Genomic DNA, 1,244 nt, shown 5'->3' with positions numbered 1-1,244 from the left:
GAGCCTCGAGACTGTGAGTCTTGGCATCGGCCCCGGGATCGTGTGGGGTCGGGTCGACGGCTGGTGGTGTGACCCACCTCGAGACTGACCCCAGCGTCAGCTGGGTGTCTTCATCGGGACTTGTCCGCCGCTGGTCGTCGGCCCCGGTCCGACGGAGCAGATGGCCTGATCAGGAGCTTGACCGTTCCGGTGTTCGCGCACCGTTCGTGTCCCATCACAGTCCTGCCTGCGCTCCGCCGGGACCGGAACCTTCCACGTCCCATCCCAACAATGGAGAACGCATGACGAGTGTGACCAAGCTCAGCGATGTTGTCGATCTCGTGATCGGCGTCGACACCCACGTCGCGACCCACAGCGCCGCGATCGTGGACGCCCGCACCGGCGGGGTGATCGCCGAGATCACGGTGTCAGCTGATCACGAGGGCTACCTCGAGCTGCTCGACTTCGCCCAGCAGCACGAGGCTCACGGGGCGCTGCGGGCGTGGGCGTTGGAGGGCACCGGCAGCCACGGCCGAGGCCTGGCCCACTACCTGCACGCCATGAACGAGGTCGTGGTCGAGGTCGAGCGACCCGACCGGCCCCGCCGGGCCGGGGGCGCGAAGTCCGACCCCCTCGACGCGATCCGGGCCGCCCGCGACGCCCTGGCCCGCGCCCGGGTGGGAACCCCGCGAGGCGCCGGCGAGGACCAGGGCGTTGCCCGGACCCGCCAGGCGCTCAGCGTGCGTCTGGCTGCACGACGCTCCGCGGTCCAGGCCGCGGGCGACGCCCGCCGGCAGCTGTTCTCCGCGATCGTGACCGCCCCCGAGCCCCTGCGCGCCCGGCTACGCGGGCTGCGAGCCGGTGCGCTGCTCGACCGGATCCTCACCCTGGACCCCCGCACCGCCTGGGCCAGCGCCGACGTCGAGATCGCCGGCACCGTGGCCTGCCTACGCGCCTTGGCGCGCCGCATCCGTGGCCTCGACGCCGAAGCCACCGCCCACGAACACCACATCAAGACCCTGATCAGCTCCTGGCGCCCCGACCTGCTCGCCCAGTTCGGCGTCGGCCCTGTCACCGCCGCCACCGTGCTCTGCGCGTGGTCCCACCCCGGCCGGGTCCACTCCGAAGCCGCCTTCGCCAAGCTCGCCGGCACCAGCCCCATCGAGGCCACCAGCGGCGCCATCGCCACCCGCCACCGCCTCAACCGCCACGGCGACCGACGCCTCAACGCCGCCCTGCACACCATCGTCCTGGTCCGACAACGC

Annotated in this window: 1 protein-coding gene; it reads left to right on the top strand. The window is 72.3% G+C overall.

Annotated features, from left to right (window positions below; all coding sequences use genetic code 11):
- Positions 1–281: 281 nt before the first annotated feature.
- The coding region (locus ACYU8I_RS18840; protein WP_460843875.1) for a transposase at positions 282–1,244 on the top strand (963 nt) is incomplete at its 3' end.

This window comes from Nocardioides marmoraquaticus (genome assembly GCF_054777915.1).
Note: the sequence above shows the minus strand (reverse complement) of the source record. Positions and strands in the feature narration are given on the sequence as shown.